This is a genomic window from Winogradskyella psychrotolerans RS-3 (genome assembly GCF_000427335.1).
In the GTDB taxonomy this organism is placed as follows: Bacteria; Bacteroidota; Bacteroidia; order Flavobacteriales; family Flavobacteriaceae; genus Winogradskyella; species Winogradskyella psychrotolerans.
This window is the reverse complement of record NZ_ATMR01000215.1, coordinates 70,883-88,796: the sequence shown is the minus strand read 5'-3', so window position 1 is coordinate 88,796 and position 17,914 is coordinate 70,883. Positions and strand designations below refer to the sequence as shown.

Genomic DNA, 17,914 nt, shown 5'->3' with positions numbered 1-17,914 from the left:
TTTTTTTGTTATAATAATTGACCGTTAATAATAACTTGGTCAACAGGGTTATGAGCAAATGCATATGGAATTTCACTATAGTGATTCATAGGTTTGGTAATAATAATATTTGCTTTTTTACCTCGAGTAATGCTTCCATACATATTACTTATACCCATAGCATAAGCGCCATTTACAGTTGCTGCGTTTATAGCTTCTTCTGGCGTTAACCTTAGTTTTACGCAAGCAGCGCTAACTACAAAATTCATATTTCCACTTGGAGCAGAACCAGGATTGTAATCTGTAGCAATCGCTAAAGGTAAACCTGCATCAATAATTTTACGCGCCTGTGTATATGGAATACTCAAAAAATAAGAGCAACCTGGTAAGGCTACCGCTATAGTATCGCTTCCTTTTAAGGCTTCAATATCATCATCATTTAGTTCTTCTAAATGATCTACAGATAAGGCATTGTATTTTACTCCGAGTGCAATACCGCCTAAAATATTAAATTGGTTCACATGAATTTTTGGTCGTAAGTTGAATTTTTTACCAGCTTCTAATATCGCTTCTGTATCTTCTATGCTAAAATAACCTTCTTCACAGAACACATCAACGTAATTAGTGATGTTTAACTCTGCCGCTTTAGGAATTAAGTCTTCTGTTATATAGGTTATATAGTCTTCCTTTTTTGTTTTGAATTCTTCTGGGATCGCATGAGCCGCTAATAATGTTGGAATGATGATAGCTAAGCTTTCCTGTTTCATCCGTTTTATAACCCGAAGCATTTTTAATTCAGCTTCAACTGTTAGTCCATAGCCTGTTTTTATTTCAACAGCTCCTGTTCCCATAGCAATAAGATCATTCAATCGTTTTATGGATTGTTCAAATAATTCATCTTCAGAGGTGTCTTGAAGTGTTTTAGCTGAATTTAAAATACCACCACCTTTATTGGCTATTTCAGCATAAGACAAGCCATTTATTCGATCTACAAATTCTGAAGTTCTATCACCTGCATAAACGATATGTGTATGAGAGTCGCACCACGATGGTAAAACTAATTTACCAGTAGCATCAATGACGGTTTCAGCATCAAACCCCTCGCAGTCATTCATGTCTCCAAATTCAATTATGGTATCATTCTCTATATAGAGGTAAGCATTTTCTATAATAGGTAATTTTTTCATGTCGCTACCTTTAATAATAGTAGTGTTGTAATCATGAACTTGAATGAGTTGTTTAATGTTGGTAATGAGTAGAGACATATTAGTTAGTATTTTTGTAAAGATTGCTATTTTTTTGAACAAAAAAAAACGCTAGTAACAATTTACTAGCGTTTTTGATATTTTAAAAAAGGATTTCTTTATTTTTTTATGAATTTTGAACTCACTTGATTGTTAATTTTAATAGTATAAATACCTGTTGCTAATTCTGAAACATTAAGTGTTTCTCCATCAGTTATGTTTTTAGCTAGTACTTGTTTTCCTAATACATCGAAAACTGAAACATTGATGTTAGTATTAAAACCTTCAAAAGTTAAGTAATCTTTGGTAGGGTTAGGGTAGATCGTTAAATTTTGAAATTGAACATCTGACACACTTAGTACAATTTTCTGATTTTCAAAATAATTTAAGGCATCTTGATTATAAGCAGAGGTTGCGATATCTAAATCACCATCGTTATCGTAATCTTCAATGGCGAGTACGAAAGCCTGACTTTGAGTATCATCGATAACGTCTTCAACATCAAAGTTTCCTGAGCCATTATTTTTAAACCACACGAGGTCATTCCCAACACCAGAAGCGCCATTACCTAGTACGATATCATTTAAGCCATCATTATCTAGGTCTCTAAATAAAGCCATTGCAGGATTAGTTAATGTTGTAGTAAAAATTGTTTCAGTATAACCAGTACCATTGTCTTCATACCAATATAAGTTTCCTGTTGGTCCACCGCCATAAGACACTTCAGTAGCTAAAATATCTAAATCAGCATCACCATCGATATCTTCAAAGCTCACATGAAACATACCCGTTTTTCCTGTTGCAACAGATGTAGCATCTTTAGTAAATGAAACTGTGCCATCAATTGCTAAATTATTTCTAAAAATTTCAATAACATCACTTCCATAGAAAGCAGTACCTACTAAAACATCTAAATCACCATCACCGTCAATATCTTTCATATCCATAGCACCTGGGTTTACTAAAGTGTCATCAATTTTGTTGGCGTCTAAAGTAAATGTACCTGTACCATCATTTGAGAACCAAAGAACTTCGTTGTTATTGTAAGCCGTTACAGCGATGTCTAAAAATGTATCATTATTGATATCACCAACAGAGAATCCTGAAGCTCCTGCAACTGCGCTCGAAATTATATTTTCAGTTAAAAAATTTCCACTACCATCATTAGGATACCATGCAACACTATCATTCGAATATCCAGATGCAATAACGTCTAAAAAACCATCTCCATTTAAATCAGCTAGTTTAGTAAAACCAATGCCTTCTAATGTGGTGGTTATTAAAGGCTGAATTGTAAATGTGTTATCTCCATTGTTTTTATACCATTCTAGAGTGTTTCCTAAATATGTTCCAATAACAATATCAGGAAATGCATCTCCATCAATTAAGCCAGATGTCATGGTGTAAGGAGCGTCTCCAGTACTTGCATTAATAGTCGCTTTAGGTAGAAAAGAGGTTTGCGCCATAGCGAAATAGCCGAGCATAGCAAAGCCAAAAAGTAATTTTTGTTTCATAATAGTTATAGTTTAGAAATGCTAATATACTAAAAAAATCGATGAAACATGTATTTCTATCGATTTTTTTAGTCTTTTTATCGTTATTTTAAGGTTCCGACCATGTTTTCTGGTTTTACCCATTCGTCATAATCTTCAGCAGAAACATAGCCTAGATTTACAGCTTCTTCTTTTAGAGTGGTTCCGTTTTTATGTGCCGTATTTGCAATCTCAGCAGCTTTATAATAACCAATCTTTGTATTTAAGGCTGTTACTAACATCAATGAGTTGTTTAATAACTCTTTAATTACTTGGTGGTTTGGCACAATGCCGCTAGCACAATGCTCATCAAAGCTAACACAAGCATCACCTATTAACTGAGCAGACTGCAAAATATTTGCAGCCATCATTGGTTTAAAAACATTAAGCTCGTAATGGCCTTGAGTTCCACCTACAGAAACAGCAACATCATTCCCCATAACCTGTGCACAAACCATAGTTAAAGCTTCACATTGTGTTGGGTTTACTTTTCCTGGCATTATTGAACTTCCAGGTTCGTTTGCCGGAATTATAATTTCACCAATTCCAGAACGCGGACCAGAGGCCATCATTCTAATATCATTTGCTATTTTGTTTAATGAAACGGCTAATAATTTTAAAGCACCGTGAGTTTCTACAATAGCATCATGTGCTGCTAATGCTTCAAACTTATTATGAGCAGTTATAAAAGGTAAATCTGTAAATTCTGCAATATATTTAGCGACTAAAACATCGTAGCCTTCAGGTGTGTTTAATCCTGTTCCTACTGCTGTTCCACCTAAAGCCAATTCACTTAAGTGTGCTAAGGTGTGTTCTAAAGCCTTTAGTCCATGATCTAATTGCGATACATAACCAGAAAATTCCTGACCCAAAGTTAATGGAGTCGCATCCATTAGGTGCGTACGACCAATTTTTACAACGGTTTTGAATTCTAATGATTTTTTATGTAGTGTATTTCGTAATTGAATAACTCCAGGAATCGTAGTTTCTACGACTTTTTTATAAGCTGCAATGTGCATTCCTGTTGGAAATGTATCATTTGATGATTGCGATTTATTAACATCATCATTTGGTTGAATCGTTTTTTCTCCTTCACCTACAACATGACCAGCGATTTGATGAGCTCTGTTTGCAACAACCTCATTAACGTTCATGTTACTTTGCGTACCCGAGCCTGTTTGCCAAATTACTAAAGGAAATTGATCATTGTGTTTGCCTTCTAAAATTTCATCGCAAACTTGTGCAATTAAATCGCGCTTTTCCTTAGATAAAACGTCTAGCTCACAATTAGTATAAGCAGCAGCTTTTTTTAAATAGGCAAAACCATATACAATTTCTAATGGCATAGATGCAGAAGCACCAATTTTAAAGTTATTACGAGAGCGTTCTGTTTGTGCTCCCCAAAGTTTGTCGGCAGGTACTTTAACCTCACCCATTGTGTCTTTTTCAATTCGGTAATTCATGTGTATTGTATTTATTGCTTTACAAAATTAAAGTTTTTGTAAGTTTAATTAGATATAATGTTTAGTTTTATTTAAACAGCTTTTAAGTCAAATAGTTAATAAGTTTTCTAATTATTTTTAGAGACCTTTTTAAATTTTAAACTTTACAGATTTAGCAATTTTAAACTGCTTTTAATGTGTAATTATTAAAAAAATATAAAAACCCCTATACTGTATAACTTATTTACAAATTAAATAACGATATTTAAAAAGCACTTATGTTCAGTGTTTAGTTAACTGTTTAGTTTTCAGTAGATGTAGGGCAAATATATGTGCAAAAAAGTGTATTTTTGGCGACTTAAATTTTTATTTAATCCACTAAAAATTAAACAATTGAAATATCCGTCTCTAAATGCTGCCAAGATAGCTATTGAATTAATAGGGTTGTTCCATCTGACATTTGAGAAATAATATATAGAAAATACATGAAAGAAGAACATTTTAAATGGTATTCGCCAACATTAAGTAAGGATATTGAAATGCTTGTTTTTGGGCATGCTGGTTATCCTGTAATTTTGTTTCCCACTACAATGGGGAAACATAATGAATGTAGAGACATGAAACTTGTAGAATCGGTAAGATGGTTTGTTGAGCAAGGTTTGGTGCAAATTTATTGTCCGGATAGTATCAACGAATTAAGCTGGTATAATAAGACTATTCATCCTGCTGAGCGTGCTAAAAATCACGTATGGTATGATGAGTTTATTATGAATGAGGTCGTTAATAAAGTTTGTAATGATAAAGGCACCAACAAAGTTGCAGTTGCAGGTCCTAGTTTTGGCGGTTATCAAGCTGCAAATTTTGCTTTTAGACATCCAGAGCGTGTCAGTCATATGTTCAGCATGAGTGGGTCGTTTGATATCAAATCTTTTGTGGATGGATACTACGACGACAATGTATTTTTTAACAATCCCGTAGATTTCCTTCCAGGTGCTAATCATCCCGATTTATGGAACATGAAAATTGTTCTAGGAGTAGGTGAATGGGATATTTGTTTAGAGGCTAATAAGAAACTGGCTAGTATATTGACAGAAAAAAACATACCTTTCTGGTATGATGAACATCAATCAGCTAAACACGATTGGCCATTATGGAATAAGATGTTTCCGCATTACCTATCAAAATTATAACCAACAACATTAATTAACCACTAATTCATTTTTAACATGAAAAAAATAGGAATTTTATTCGGTCAAGAAGATACTTTCCCTTGGGCATTTATAGACAGAGTTAACGAAAAAATTAAAGCTCAAGGCATTAAAGATATGATGGCAGAAGCTGTATCTATAGACACAGTAGAGCAAGGAAAATCTGATGAGTACGTTGTTATTATTGATAGAATATCGCAAGATGTTCCATTTTACAGAGCATATTTAAAAAAATGCAGCAATAACAGGAACTGCTGTAATTAACAATCCGTTTTGGTGGAGTGCAGACGAAAAATTCTTTAATAATGCATTAGCTGAAAAAGTAGGAGTGCCTGTACCAAAGACATTTATTTTACCATCATCTCATCGTCCACCAGATACAGATGAAAACTCGTTTAGAAACATGAAATTTCCATTTGATTGGGAAAAAATGTTTAAAACTATTGGTTTTCCTGCGTATATGAAACCACATGATGGTGGAGGTTGGAAAAGTGTTTACCGTGTTGAAAGTCCTGAAGATTTATGGGCAAAGCATGGTGAAACTGAGAATTTAGTGATGATGCTTCAAGAGGAAATTAACTTCACGGAATACTTTAGGTGTTATGTTTTAGATACTGATAAGGTGCATATTATGCAATATGAACCTAGAAACCCACATCATTTACGTTATGTTTTAGATGGTGATCCTGTAGATAAGAAGATTTTAGATTTAGTAGAGGACTATTGTATTAGACTTAACAAGGCTTTAGGTTACGATTTTAATACCGTAGAGTTTGCGATAAGAGATGGTATTCCTTATGCCATTGATTTTTGTAATCCTGCACCAGATGCTGATGTGAACTCTGTAGGTCGAGAAAACTTTGATTGGATTGTAGAAAATGCCGCTGATATGGCCATTGGAAAAGCGAAGAAATACAAAAAAGGGCAAATGAACCTTACTTGGGGAAGTTTTGTTACAGATCAAATTGCGGCTCCGAAAGCACCGAAAAAGAAGGGTGCTGTAAAAACGGCTGTTTCTAAAAAAACACCAATAAAAAAAGCTACCGCAACGAATGCTAGAGTTAAGAAAGCATCAGCTAAAACTGCTACTGAAACAGCAGTATCTCCAAAAGTAGCTGTTAAAAAGGCTGCGGCAAAGCAAGCGGTAACTAAAAAGATGGATACTAAGAAAACGACTGCAACTAAAGTCGCTAAAAAGAAAGCACCTGCGAAAAAAGCGGCAACGAATGCAAAAACTGCCAAAAAATAGAAGTTCTCATAAGCCTGACTATTTTTAATAGTCGGGTTTTATTTAATCCTCTTTTTATATGAAGTTCACATTAGGTATTGAAGAAGAGTATCAGATTATTGATCCTATTTCTCGCGAATTAATTTCTCACGATCAGCAAATTGTTGCTGAGGCAGCAAAAGTCCTTAATGACCAAGTTAAAGCAGAAATGCATCAAGCTGTGGTAGAGGTAGGTACAAATATCTGTGAAGATGTCACCGATGCGCGACAACAAATTACGCATTTGCGAAAATCAATATCAGGTATTGCGAATGACTTAGGTTTTAAAATTGGAGCAGCAGGTACACATCCTTTTTCTAAATGGGAAACCCAGCTCATTACACCTAATCCGCGTTATGATGAAATTATTACTGAGTTACAAGACACTGCGCGTTCTAATTTAATTTTTGGATTACACGTGCATGTTGGGATGGCTGATAAAGAAATGGCTATACATTTGGTAAATGCCATGCGTTATTTTTTACCGCATTTATATGCTTTATCTACAAATTCGCCATTTTGGGAAGGAAGAAACACTGGTTTTAAGTCATTTAGATCTAAAGTTTTCGATAAGTTTCCTAGAACAGGTATTCCTGGTGTTTTTGAAAATTATGCGCATTATGAGCATTATGTGAACCTTTTAGTGAAAACCAAATGCATTGATAACCCAAAGAAAATATGGTGGGATATTAGGGTGCATCCATTTTTTCCAACTTTAGAAGTTAGAATTTGTGATGTACCATTAACCGTTGATGAAACGATATGTATTACTGCAATAATTCAGGCGTTAGTTGCTAAATTATATGATTTACGAAAGCATAACTTAAACTTCATGAATTATCATCGTGCTTTGATTAACGAAAATAAATGGAGAGCAAGTCGTTATGGAATTGATGGAAAAATGATTGACTTTGGAAAAGAAGCTGAAGTAGAAACGCGACTTCTAATGCTAGAATTACTTGAATTCATTGATGATGTTGTAGATGATTTAGGTTCTCGTAAGGAAATTGAATACATTCACCAAATACTCAAAAAGGGTACAGGAGCAGACCGTCAATTAGAAATATTTAGACAAACAAACGACCTTACCAAAGTAGTTGATTATATTACAGATCAAACTATTTCAGGATTATAAAATAACCTACTTAATGGATTACCGCTGAAGTTTATCTTGAGCATTATTGAGCAAGAAATATATTTCTTACGAAGATGGATTACAAAGTAAGTCGAAAGACAGCAAATTAATATGAAAAAAGATAAATTAAAGCTAGCAATTTTAGACATGAACAACGATGAACCCAATCAAGGGCTGCGTTGTATCACTGAAATTGTGAGTACTTTTAATGACGATTTAGAATATCAAATATTTAATGTTAGAGCAAAATTAGAACTACCAGATACCTCATTTGATATTTATATTTCTAGTGGAGGACCAGGAAGTCCTTTAGATGAAGGAGAATGGAGACAACCTTATTTGCAATTGATGCAAGACCTTTGGGATTTAAATAAAACATCTTATCATCAGAAAAAATCAGTGTTTTTTATTTGCTATTCGTTTCAAGTTATTTGTGACTATTTTAAATTAGGAGAATTAAAGCCAAGACGCAGCACGTCATTCGGAATTTTACGTGTTCATAAAACCAAAGATGGATTAAACGATCTTATTTTAGAAGGATTAAACGATCCATTTTTTGCTGTAGATTCTCGCGATTGGCAACTAATTCAACCTAATTTAAAGGTTTTTAAGGAGCATGGTGCAAAAATTTTGAGTAAAGAGAAAATACGAACGCATGTAGAGTTAGAACGTGCTATTATGGCTGTTCGTTTTTCTGATGAATTTGTTGGTACACAATTTCACCCTGAAGCAGAACCTGTAAGTATGGAAGCTTATTTTGGCGAAGCGGAAAACAAAAAGAAAGTTATTGATAGTTTTGGCGAAGAAAAGTATGCTCAGATGATGGATCGCATTGATGATCCTGAGAAGATTGAGTTGACCTACAATACTATTTTACCTAAGTTTATACAGAATGCAATTATTCAAATGAATCAACCTGTAATGTCATAATTTAAGATGATAAAGACTATTCGCGACGCTTATAATGCTAATTTCTCTGAAGAAACCTATCAAACATTCTTACACGATATTGATACATCTTTTGATTTTAAGGTTAAATTTAAAATTGCAGAGACACCAGTTTTTATCCCAAAGGCACTAAAGCAAAAATTGATTGACGCTTGTGATGATATTATGTCTGTTATTGATAAGCCTAACTTTAAGGAGCTAACAGATGGTGCTTTTTTTGATGCCAATACGATTGTACCAAATGAGGATGAACACTCAAAGTTTATACAATTAGATTTTGGAATATGTAAAGATGAAAACGGTGAATTAACACCGAAACTGATTGAATTACAAGGGTTTCCTTCGTTATACTTTTTTCAAGAGTTGGTAGGACGCAAGTATCGCGAGCATTTTGGAGATACTATTCCAAAGGATTTTTTCGCAACATCTTAATGGCATGACTTCCAATGATTATATAAACCTTTTAAAGCAAGAAATTGTAGGTGATACTGATCCTAAGCAAGTTATTCTACTAGAAATAGAACCAGAACAGCAAGCTACAGCGATAGATTTTTATGCCACAACAGCTAAACTTGGGATTAAAGTACTTTGTATTACAGATTTAAAAAAGAGCGGAAAAACACTCTTTTATTTAGATGACAATGGAGGTGAAGTGGAGGTTCTAAAAATATACAACCGTATTATTTTTGATGAATTACACCAACGCACAGATTTGAAGACAGAATTCAGTTTTCAAGATGAGATTGATGCGGAATGGATTGGTCACCCTAACTGGTTTTACCGAATTAGTAAATACACCATGCCTTTATTAAAAGGGGATTATGTGCCAAAATCTTATTATTTAGATACGCTTGAGCAAATTCCGACTGACTTAGAAAACTACGTCTTAAAACCGTTGTATTCATTTGCAGGAGCCGGAGTTCAGATTCATGTGACTCGAGATATGATTGATGCTATTTCTAATAAATCGAATTATTTATTGCAAGAAAAAGTAGCCTATGCACCAGTTATTGAAACTATGGATGTGCCAGCAAAATGCGAAATTAGAATGATGATGCTTCATAATTCTAAAACCAACAAAACCGAAATTGTAAGCAACTTGATGCGTTTAAGCAAAGGTGAAATGGTTGGTGTAAAATACAATAAAGATAAAACTTGGGTTGGCGGTAGTACTGGTTTTTTTGAGGAATAATTTTTTTTATTACATCTTACAAGAATTATTTTTATCTAGGAGTCGGTTTCAAAAACAGTAAGGAAATTAGTGTAAGTGTGAGGTAAGTATTTCCTAATTTTTATTAGCACTTTCTTTAAATTCGTTTTCAATGTCTTCAAGAAATATTTTATCCATAGGATTTGTATATGGATCAAACATTTTCCGTCCATCTAAATAAAGAACTTTGGCTTCGTTTAAGTGTGTCTTATAATCTGCTGGCTTTTGTAAAACTTTATAAGTTAATGCTAAGTAAAATTGATTCTCGGCAAGTTCATTATCTTCAGTTTGTTTATTAAACGCTTCTATAGCTTTTTCGAATTCGTTTTGTTCTAAATAGAGTACTCCTAAATGTAGATAATCGTAGGCTCCAAGAAAATGATCTTCAGAATTGAGTTGTTTATTTATGATTTCAATCGCTTTTTCTTTTTGTCCAATAGCTTTATAACATAAGGCTTTAGCAATATTTAAATGATAATCTCCGTTTGCTGAAAATCCAATATCAAATTTAACTTTGTTTTCTAATTCTTCAATATCTTCAATGGCACCTTGATAATCCTTAAAAAATTGATAGCGACACCAACCACGATAACCTAAGTTTTCTTTAAAATTATGTTTTACAGCTTTGTCGATTAACTCTTTCCAAGTAATGAAATCTCCACTTTTTAAATAGGCTGTTGATTTTTCTCTGTAAGCATAAGCAAATGTTGAATCTATGGCTATAGACTCATCAAGTATTTCTTGATATCGTTTACTAAATTGGTAATGTCCTTTTGTTTCTTCCGCTTTTTTACAAGCTTTATATTTTAAGGTGTCGCCATAATAGATGAAGGCGTCACAATTGGGTTGCGCATAGCTGCTCAGATAAAAAATTGTAAATAATATAGAATAGGTTAATTTCATTACGGTAAGATTTCTGAGATGTGGCCCTCTTTAATTTTAAAAATAAGATAAGCGTAATAATCTATTGGTTGATTCTCGTTATAAACAATTTTCCATTGTGATATGCCTTTTGTAATCTCTAGAAGTTGAGTTGTGATTGTTTCGTTGAATTTAGTTTCTTTAAAGCTTGAGTCTGCTTGTATAACACGGAAACGTCCCGCTTTTCCTTCGCAATTAACTATAAATCGAATTCTGATTGAACCATTTTGGGTGTTATCCGTTATTGGTTTGTAATCCTGCTTAAAAATCTTTTCTAATTCGGGTTTTTCACCAATATATTGTGGTCCATCGCTAAAATTAAAATATTGAAAAACATGATCTTCAAAACAAATTTTAAAATCAGGATTGTCTATTAGTGAATCTTCTTGAGCATCTCCAACATGTCTCAGGTAGTCTACTTTAGATATACGCTCGTCCTTACAACTGAAAAATAGAGTGGTAACTATTAGAAGAAATAGAATTAATCGAAATGTCTTTTGTCTATTCATAACATAAGTATCAGTTTATTCTTTACTCATCTTTATCAATTTCCATTCGCCTTTTGGTTGCTTAGTTAAGTAAGCACCAACACTGACATCATTATCTTTTCCTAGAACTTTAATTTCTAATTGAGCCTCTCCATAACCATTATTAATATTTATACTACCAGTTGGCATCATACCGTAACCTGTTATTCCACCTGTTTCATCTAAAATCTTTTGATTTTGTTCTATGTTTTCTACGGCAACTTTGTAAGCGTCCGAATTTTTCATTGCAGACCCTATGAACAGAACCATAAAGGTTATAAAAACGATACCAATACCAATTAAAGCAATAATTCGAGGTGTTTTACTCGGTTTATTGGGGTTTTGAACTACAATAGTCTTAGCGACTTTATCTCCAAGTCGTTTTTTATCAGTACTTACCGCCAGAACAATAAATTCAACTGGCCAAATTATAAGAAATAAATTCCGAAATAATAGTTTCCCAAATGAAGGTACATTTTCAGGATTGGCCTCATCTCTAATCATTATTCCCATAATCCATTTACCAATGCTGATGCCTTTAATTGCATCTTTCCCAAAATAGACTACAAATCCAGGAAGCAAAACAACTAGCATAGTTGCTGTGATGGTGGAAAAATCTGGTTCGTTTAAAAAATCTGATCCAAGCGCCAAAAATGTAATTGAAACGATTAGAAAACTCATCGCAAAATGATCAATCATAAATGCAGCGATGCGTCTTTTTCTGCTTGATAAAGGAGGTTTGTTTTCTGCGTTATTTGTCATATTCTTGTTACTCTTGTCTTTGTTTTCCAATAATGCAGTATTGGTTTTTATAAATAGTGTTGGTGAAATACGCCAACAGTGATAAGATAATCTCCTTTTTAGTAATTAAATAATTTTTCAATTATAGCTTTTCCCACCAATTTGTGTAAGTATTAATAGACTCTTTAACGATTATTGCTTCACCAATTCTAGGTGTAATAACCTGTAGGTTTAATGCATGGGCTGTTTTTGTAACACGTTCTATGGGATCTGTCCATTCGTGTAAAGCCAATTTAAATCCAGCCCAATGAATAGGCATTATCTTTTTGGCTCTTACATCTATGCCTGCTTGTGCTGTTTCTTCTGGCATCATATGTATATCAGACCACATATCATTGTATTGCCCGCATTCCATAAGTGCTAAATCGAAAGGCCCATATTTTTCTCCTATTTCCTTAAAATGTGGAGCATAACCACTATCACCACTAAAATAAATGTTTTCGGTTTTAGATTGAATCACCCAAGAACTCCACAATGTACTTTGACCATTATTCATTTTTCTTCCAGAAAAGTGTTGTGCAGGTGTACAAACTAAATTTATGCCATCTAATTGTGTGTCTTGCCACCAATCTAGTTCGGTAATTTTATTAGCAGGAATTCCCCATGCTTCTAAATGGACTCTAATTCCTAGTGGCACATAAAAATGGTTGGTTTTATTCTTTATTTTTAAAATGGATTCATAATCTAAATGATCATAATGATCGTGCGAGAAAATCACAGCATCTATTTTTGGCAATTTCTCAATTTCTAAAGGAAATTCTTCATTAAATCGATTGCCACCAAGAATAGGAAGTGGAGCTGCAACTTTACCAAACATAGGATCTAACAAAATGGTTTTTCTATCCATTTGTAGTAGAAAAGAGGAATGTCCGAACCAAACCATCCGCGCTTCACCTTTATAATCGGCGATGTTAGCGGAATCAATCTTTGTGGCTTTTAAATCTACTTTTGGTCTTCCGTTAGGCACTTTTGTCGTGAAAAATGTAAAAGCTAATTTTACAGTTTCAGAAAAGCTCAAATCTTTAGGAACTGGATTTGTATTGTTGAATTTTCCGTTTTTAAATTGTTCAGACTTCGCATAAACGACCTGTTGTTCTTTGCTAACATCTCCTCCAAAACTAGGGTAGAAGTTGGTGAACAATAAATACGTAATTACTAAAAGGCCAACTATAATAAGTGTTGTGATCATTAGTCGTTTTATGATTTTTTTAATCATTCTATTACTTCAAAATTTTATGATTAAGCATTTGATAAATACTATTGAGTTTCTGTCACAACCCATTGTTGTAGTGCAATTGGAATATAACCTTTGGGGCGTCATTATTTCTGAGAACCCTCTAAAGTTTTCTGAAGTTCTAAACGTATGCTCTCGTCAACAATATCTGTTAAAATTCTAGTTTCTAAATTATATTTTTTTATGATTGTCGGCTCGTTATATTCATTGTAAGTTCCGTCATCGTTTTTGTCAACTCCAAACCTAATAATCAAATCGTTTGTTTCGTTCAAAAATTTATAGTCAAAAACGTCCATTCCTTCAATCCCAATATTTTGCAAATTCTCAGTCTTTAAAGAATAGATATACAGACTTTTATAGTCTTTAAGATTTATAACGCCATCTTTATAAGTATCATCTTTTGCAATATTCATTAGTAAATAAATATCCTCACTAAAATATTCAGATTGAATTCTTTCAAAATTCACTCTTTCATTGAAAAGTTTTTTACTGATTTCATTTTTAGGATTATAAATAATTACATTATTATAAGTTCCATATATTTCGTTAGAGTATCGACTATCACTTGCTTCATACTTGGATGCGGCACCATATGAATTTAAAAGCCCCATAATATCTTCTTGTTCGTCTAGAGTTTTGTGAGAAACAGGAATAATGTACGTGGAATTTAATGTATCTATTAATCGTGGTTGTCTAAAAGAGATAACTTGCTCTCTTTTGTTTTCTTTTTGTAATTCCTCAATTTTTTCATCTGATAATATTCCCGTTTCAATATCGTCATCGTTATATCTGTTATGCTCCATAATAGTAATAGAGATAAATGCAATCAAAGCAACGATTATAAAAATCACTCCAACTGTTCCTAAAACGGCTAATATTCTTTGATTATATTTTTCAATTTTCATTTTAATAAAGATTTTTCTTTAATGACACACAACACGTTATATAACAACTTTCAACATCTACAATGACTTATCAGGTGCCGGTAAACTCGCATGAAACTCTTTGCCAATACGTTCTGTGTACTGATCTAACAATTCTAAAACACGTTCGCTAGAGTCAGAAACGACAATTAATCCGATGTGCCAAGCTTTATTCATACGCCATACAATTTCTTTGTCTGTAAAACTAGAAGTATCAGGGTGTTCAAATCGACTTAAAGACACCACGATGCCAGCATATTGATTATTTATTTTAGGAAGTTTGTAGGTTTTTTTTCTGAGATTAGCAGCTTCAATTTTTGCCCATTCTCCCCAAAGATTAACTCCGGAAGCAGCTTCTACCATTTCTGCTAAATTAGCTCCTCCAACACGAGATGATGTTTCTAGAAAGAACAGCTCTCCTGTAGCTTTAGATTGAATAAACTCTGTATGAGAGGCACCAAATTGCATACCGAAGGCTTTCATCACTGAAGCATTCATTTTTTGTAGGCCTTTTTCTTCTTTAGAACCAATTTTTGAACTTGCCGATCTAAAAATACCACCGCCATGCGCGACTTCAAAAGGTGTGTCTAAATATTTACTCACTCTCGCAAAGACTACTTTTCCATCAACATTTAATCCATCAACGTGATAAACATCTCCTGGAGCAAATTTCTCTACTAAATAATTATCGCGTTCGTCACCTAAGTCGTTGATGACTTGCCACAATTCATCTTTACACTGAATTTTCTTAATGCCTGTTGCAGACGCTTCCATTCTAGGTTTAATTAACCATGGTGGACTGACGCGATCTGCATAGTCGTTAATAGAATCGTTATTAAATAAGTCTGTAAATTCTGGTACGTTAACACCTTCTTCTAAAGCTTTCATGCGCATGGCGAGCTTATCCCTAAAATAATGTGCCGTAGTTCTGCCCATTCCTGGCATTCTAAAATGCTCTCTAAGTAGTGCTACTTTTTCAACATCAAAATCATCGAGTGCTACAAAACGATCAAATTTTATGGTTCTAAACTTGTAAGCAATGCCATTAGCAACATCATTTTGATTCCATTCTTCAATATAAAAGGTATCATCGATAGATTCCCATGGCCAAGGTTCTTTGTCTAACTTCTTTTTAGTTAATAAATAGACATTATTACCTTCAGCTTTTACGCTTTTTAGAAAATCTTCGCCTTTAAAATAGGTTGATACGCAAAGGAAATTTAACGGTTGTTTGGACATGTTTTCTTAGTTAGAATCTCTATGGCTTCGCTTGTTATAGCAAAGCCACAGTTTGATTGGTTGATAATTATAATGAACAAACAATTTACGAAACTGATAATTATTTTGAAGCTTTTTTCTTAATAAATTCTGTAATTAATTGAATGCCATAACCTGAAGCACTTTTCATCTTTGCATATGGAGAAGATCCAAATGATACTCCGGCAATATCTAAGTGCATCCAGTTCTTGTGCTCTTCAGTAAACGACTCTAAAAATTGTGCCGCATTCGTCGCTCCAGCTAATGGTTTACCACTAAAATTCCTGATATCTGCAATATCACTATGTAAGTCGGTTTTGTATTCTTCGAACATAGGTAATTGCCACACACGCTCGTGAACTTTGTAACCAATATCAGACATAGTGCTCGCCATATCTTGGTTATGCGTAAACATGCCTGCCGCTTCGTATCCTAATGTTCTTACAACGCTTCCTGTTAAGGTTGCTAAATCTATTAAGTATTCTGGTTTAATGTTTTTAACAGCATAACTTAAACCGTCTGCTAAAACCAATCGGCCTTCAGCATCTGTGTCGATAATTTCAATGGTTTTACCAGAGTAGGAATTAATCACATCTCCAGGTCTGTAGCTTTCTGCATCAACAGCATTTTCTGCTGAACATACAATGCCAACGATATTAATGTTTAGCCTCAATTTAGCCACCAATTCTACAACACCTAAAACTACGGCAGCTCCACCCATATCACTTTTCATATAGTGAAGGTTGGTTGATGGTTTTATTGATAATCCACCAGAATCGAACGTAATACCTTTACCAACTAAAGCGATATCTACTTTTTTAGTTGTTTTTGGTGTGTATTCTGTGATGATCACTACAGGTTTGTTTACACTTCCTTTTCCAACGGATAAAACAGCATCAAAGCCTTGTTTTTTGAGTTCTTTATGCTTTAAAACGGTACATTTATAATCTGCTTTTTTTGCTGATTTAATTGCCCAATCTCCTAAATATTCAGGAGTTTTAATATTTGGTGGAGCATCAACTAAAGCTTTTATTTTATTGATGGTTTCACCTGTATAACTTCCTTCTTCTAGAATGTTTTTAAGATTTTTAGACGCTGAAAATGACACTGTAGTGGTATTGGCTTTTTCTTTTTAGATTTGAATTCACCAATTTCATATTGCGCCATTTCTATTCCAATGACCGCTTTTTTTGTTTCATCGTCGCTTAAATCTTCTGCATAAACCTGAATGGATTTATCCCAATGCTTCTGAGTTTCGAACGCTAATTTGTGAAATGTATTTTCTAATTGAGCACTATGTTTGTCTTCTCCTAAACCAATAAGGTATATGCGATTACCTGTTTTACCATAAAGTAATTGATACGTAGAAAAACTACCATCAAAATCTGGGTTTTCTACAGGTATAAATTCTTTAATGGTATCTAATTGGTCTTTTCTACAAGGTAGTATAAAGTCCTTTGTGGTATCTAATGCTTTTGTGTGTTTATAAGTCATAATTATGAATTAAAATAGAGCCATTTTACGGCTTTTGGAAATTCTTCTCGCCAATGCGCTTCAGAGTGATTTCCGTGTTCATTTATAGAAAAACGGAAATCAATATGATACCCATTAATCATTTTTTCTTGAATAATGCCGCCAAGTCGATGTGCATTTGGCAAATGCTCTGCACTTTCTTGTCCACCAGAATATAAATATATTTTTGATTTTTCTAATGGTTCAAAAGATGTAGTGCTTTTAAAAATTTTATTAGATAACCATAGGCTAGGTGAGAAAATCATCATTTTACCAAAAACACCAGGGTTTTTGAGGCCTGCATGTAAACTAATTAAACCTCCCATGGAGCTACCACCAATTCCTGTGTTTTCAAAATCGGTTAAGGTTCTATAATGGCTGTTGATGTATGGGATTAATTTTTCAATCATAAATTGAATATAAAAATTTCCTTTTCCTTCACCAAAACGTGGATGATAATAAGGTAAATATTCACTTATACGTTCTTCGTTTCCGTGGTCTACTGCAATAATTATAAGATCTCCAAGTCCTTCTTTTGCTAATTGTGTCATTGATTTATCAATTGCCCAATCTCCAAAAGGAGCAGCAGGGTTGAATAAATTTTGACCATCTTGTAAGTAGAGTACAGGATAGCGTTTTTCAGTTTCATAATAGTCATGAGGTAATAATGCCGAGATCTTACGCGTCGCATTAAGATGTGGTATTTCGTAGGCTTCTTCTAGTGTTTCTATTATAGGTTCGAACTCCGTCACTGTCATATAATTTAATTAAGGC

Annotated in this window: 17 protein-coding genes and 1 pseudogene; 6 read left to right on the top strand and 12 right to left on the bottom strand. The window is 33.6% G+C overall.

Features of this window, described 5'->3' with window-relative positions; genetic code table 11:
- Positions 1-8: 8 nt before the first annotated feature.
- From hutI to fumC, 3 genes are all read right to left on the bottom strand, one after another.
- Positions 9-1,244, bottom strand: coding sequence for an imidazolonepropionase (hutI, locus tag ADIWIN_RS19210; RefSeq protein ID WP_020896325.1), 1,236 nt, complete (start codon positions 1,242-1,244; stop codon positions 9-11).
- Positions 1,245-1,342: 98 nt separating this feature from the next.
- Entirely contained in the window at positions 1,343-2,737 is a 1,395-nt protein-coding gene (locus ADIWIN_RS19205) for a T9SS type A sorting domain-containing protein (protein ID WP_020896324.1), read from the bottom strand.
- 83 nt (positions 2,738-2,820) lie between these two features.
- On the bottom strand, positions 2,821-4,218 hold the full coding sequence (gene fumC, locus ADIWIN_RS19200; protein ID WP_020896323.1) for a class II fumarate hydratase: 1,398 nt from the start codon (positions 4,216-4,218) through the stop codon (positions 2,821-2,823).
- Between the two features lie 464 nt (positions 4,219-4,682).
- On the opposite strand from fumC, the gene ADIWIN_RS19195 reads away from it, so the two are divergent.
- The 6 genes and pseudogenes from ADIWIN_RS19195 (at position 4,683) to ADIWIN_RS20965 (ending at position 9,947) form a co-directional block, all read left to right on the top strand.
- Positions 4,683-5,387 (top strand): esterase family protein, encoded by a 705-nt coding sequence (locus tag ADIWIN_RS19195; protein WP_020896322.1) that lies wholly within the window; start codon positions 4,683-4,685, stop codon positions 5,385-5,387.
- 36 nt (positions 5,388-5,423) lie between these two features.
- A pseudogene (locus tag ADIWIN_RS19190) lies at positions 5,424-6,372 on the top strand (ATP-grasp domain-containing protein); the annotation flags it as partial.
- Between the two features lie 340 nt (positions 6,373-6,712).
- Positions 6,713-7,807 carry a carboxylate-amine ligase gene (locus ADIWIN_RS19185; protein ID WP_020896319.1) on the top strand — a complete coding sequence of 365 codons (1,095 nt, stop codon included), beginning with the start codon at positions 6,713-6,715 and terminating at the stop codon, positions 7,805-7,807.
- A gap of 111 nt (positions 7,808-7,918) precedes the next feature.
- Positions 7,919-8,737, top strand: a complete 819-nt coding sequence (locus ADIWIN_RS19180) for a type 1 glutamine amidotransferase (protein ID WP_020896318.1) — start codon at positions 7,919-7,921, stop codon at positions 8,735-8,737.
- A gap of 6 nt (positions 8,738-8,743) precedes the next feature.
- Positions 8,744-9,187 (top strand): hypothetical protein, encoded by a 444-nt coding sequence (locus ADIWIN_RS20970; protein ID WP_020896317.1) that lies wholly within the window; start codon positions 8,744-8,746, stop codon positions 9,185-9,187.
- A 4-nt stretch (positions 9,188-9,191) separates the two neighbouring features.
- Positions 9,192-9,947, top strand: a complete 756-nt coding sequence (locus ADIWIN_RS20965) for a hypothetical protein (RefSeq protein ID WP_020896316.1) — start codon at positions 9,192-9,194, stop codon at positions 9,945-9,947.
- 93 nt (positions 9,948-10,040) lie between these two features.
- Here the strand turns inward: ADIWIN_RS20965 and ADIWIN_RS19170 are convergent, their stop codons facing one another.
- From ADIWIN_RS19170 to ADIWIN_RS19130, 9 genes are all read right to left on the bottom strand, one after another.
- Positions 10,041-10,868, bottom strand: coding sequence for a tetratricopeptide repeat protein (locus tag ADIWIN_RS19170; RefSeq protein ID WP_020896315.1), 828 nt, complete (start codon positions 10,866-10,868; stop codon positions 10,041-10,043).
- Positions 10,868-11,395 carry a hypothetical protein gene (locus ADIWIN_RS19165; RefSeq protein ID WP_020896314.1) on the bottom strand — a complete coding sequence of 176 codons (528 nt, stop codon included), beginning with the start codon at positions 11,393-11,395 and terminating at the stop codon, positions 10,868-10,870. Before ADIWIN_RS19165 ends, ADIWIN_RS19170 begins: the two co-directional genes overlap by 1 nt.
- Before the next feature lie 15 nt (positions 11,396-11,410).
- The gene (locus ADIWIN_RS19160; protein ID WP_020896313.1) at positions 11,411-12,175 is read right to left on the bottom strand and encodes an RDD family protein; all 765 of its coding nucleotides are present in this window, start codon (positions 12,173-12,175) and stop codon (positions 11,411-11,413) included.
- A gap of 121 nt (positions 12,176-12,296) precedes the next feature.
- Positions 12,297-13,430 (bottom strand): MBL fold metallo-hydrolase, encoded by a 1,134-nt coding sequence (locus ADIWIN_RS19155; protein ID WP_040757751.1) that lies wholly within the window; start codon positions 13,428-13,430, stop codon positions 12,297-12,299.
- Positions 13,431-13,534: 104 nt separating this feature from the next.
- Positions 13,535-14,353, bottom strand: coding sequence for a hypothetical protein (locus ADIWIN_RS19150; RefSeq protein ID WP_020896311.1), 819 nt, complete (start codon positions 14,351-14,353; stop codon positions 13,535-13,537).
- 57 nt (positions 14,354-14,410) lie between these two features.
- Complete coding sequence (locus tag ADIWIN_RS19145) at positions 14,411-15,610, bottom strand: ATP-grasp domain-containing protein (RefSeq protein ID WP_020896310.1); 1,200 nt, start codon at positions 15,608-15,610, stop codon at positions 14,411-14,413.
- Between the two features lie 100 nt (positions 15,611-15,710).
- On the bottom strand, positions 15,711-16,736 hold the full coding sequence (locus tag ADIWIN_RS19140; RefSeq protein WP_020896309.1) for a leucyl aminopeptidase family protein: 1,026 nt from the start codon (positions 16,734-16,736) through the stop codon (positions 15,711-15,713).
- Positions 16,697-17,122 (bottom strand): hypothetical protein, encoded by a 426-nt coding sequence (locus tag ADIWIN_RS19135; protein WP_020896308.1) that lies wholly within the window; start codon positions 17,120-17,122, stop codon positions 16,697-16,699. Before ADIWIN_RS19135 ends, ADIWIN_RS19140 begins: the two co-directional genes overlap by 40 nt.
- Positions 17,123-17,124: 2 nt before the next feature.
- The gene (locus ADIWIN_RS19130; RefSeq protein ID WP_161624684.1) at positions 17,125-17,892 is read right to left on the bottom strand and encodes an alpha/beta hydrolase; all 768 of its coding nucleotides are present in this window, start codon (positions 17,890-17,892) and stop codon (positions 17,125-17,127) included.
- Between the last annotated feature and the right edge of the window lie 22 nt (positions 17,893-17,914).

What these genes read in the sequence shown, in the direction of transcription:
- ADIWIN_RS19170 (WP_020896315.1), bottom strand. Translation starts at nt 10,868, where the DNA reads ATGAAATTAACCTATTCTATATTATTTACAATTTTTTATCTGAGCAGC.
- ADIWIN_RS20965 (WP_020896316.1), top strand. Translation starts at nt 9,192, where the DNA reads ATGACTTCCAATGATTATATAAACCTTTTAAAGCAAGAAATTGTAGGT.
- ADIWIN_RS19150 (WP_020896311.1), bottom strand. Translation starts at nt 14,353, where the DNA reads ATGAAAATTGAAAAATATAATCAAAGAATATTAGCCGTTTTAGGAACA.
- ADIWIN_RS19160 (WP_020896313.1), bottom strand. Translation starts at nt 12,175, where the DNA reads ATGACAAATAACGCAGAAAACAAACCTCCTTTATCAAGCAGAAAAAGA.
- ADIWIN_RS19155 (WP_040757751.1), bottom strand. Translation starts at nt 13,430, where the DNA reads ATGATTAAAAAAATCATAAAACGACTAATGATCACAACACTTATTATA.
- ADIWIN_RS20970 (WP_020896317.1), top strand. Translation starts at nt 8,744, where the DNA reads ATGATAAAGACTATTCGCGACGCTTATAATGCTAATTTCTCTGAAGAA.
- hutI (WP_020896325.1), bottom strand. Translation starts at nt 1,244, where the DNA reads ATGTCTCTACTCATTACCAACATTAAACAACTCATTCAAGTTCATGAT.
- ADIWIN_RS19180 (WP_020896318.1), top strand. Translation starts at nt 7,919, where the DNA reads ATGAAAAAAGATAAATTAAAGCTAGCAATTTTAGACATGAACAACGAT.
- ADIWIN_RS19205 (WP_020896324.1), bottom strand. Translation starts at nt 2,737, where the DNA reads ATGAAACAAAAATTACTTTTTGGCTTTGCTATGCTCGGCTATTTCGCT.
- ADIWIN_RS19185 (WP_020896319.1), top strand. Translation starts at nt 6,713, where the DNA reads ATGAAGTTCACATTAGGTATTGAAGAAGAGTATCAGATTATTGATCCT.
- ADIWIN_RS19195 (WP_020896322.1), top strand. Translation starts at nt 4,683, where the DNA reads ATGAAAGAAGAACATTTTAAATGGTATTCGCCAACATTAAGTAAGGAT.
- ADIWIN_RS19165 (WP_020896314.1), bottom strand. Translation starts at nt 11,395, where the DNA reads ATGAATAGACAAAAGACATTTCGATTAATTCTATTTCTTCTAATAGTT.
- ADIWIN_RS19135 (WP_020896308.1), bottom strand. Translation starts at nt 17,122, where the DNA reads ATGACTTATAAACACACAAAAGCATTAGATACCACAAAGGACTTTATA.
- ADIWIN_RS19145 (WP_020896310.1), bottom strand. Translation starts at nt 15,610, where the DNA reads ATGTCCAAACAACCGTTAAATTTCCTTTGCGTATCAACCTATTTTAAA.
- fumC (WP_020896323.1), bottom strand. Translation starts at nt 4,218, where the DNA reads ATGAATTACCGAATTGAAAAAGACACAATGGGTGAGGTTAAAGTACCT.